The following is a 259-nucleotide window of genomic DNA, read 5'->3' on the forward strand; positions in this document are numbered from 1 at the left end:
TCGTGGGCCTGCATGCGCGCCATCAGGTCCGGGCCCATCAGGCCATGGGCGACGCCCGGCCAGTTGTCCACTTCGGTGGTGGTCATGAGCTGGCCGCCCTGCTGCAGGCCGGTGATCACCACCGGGTGCAGGTTGGCGCGGGCGGCGTAGACCGCTGCCGTCCAGCCGGCCGGGCCGGAACCGAGGATGACGAGCGTCGGGTGGCGGGAAGGCTTGGAATTGCTCAGGTAGACTCGCAAAGAGATGATGGGGCGGGGCG

The 259-nt window shown here is 69.9% G+C and carries 1 protein-coding gene; it reads right to left on the bottom strand.

What is annotated here, in order from left to right:
- The coding region (locus ACQG3P_RS20285) for an NAD(P)/FAD-dependent oxidoreductase (protein WP_426806049.1) at positions 1-227 on the bottom strand (227 nt) is incomplete at its 3' end.
- Positions 228-259: the final 32 nt, after the last annotated feature.

Source organism: Stenotrophomonas sp. SrG (assembly GCF_050031795.1).
GTDB classification, from domain to species: Bacteria; Pseudomonadota; Gammaproteobacteria; order Xanthomonadales; family Xanthomonadaceae; genus Stenotrophomonas; species Stenotrophomonas rhizophila_A.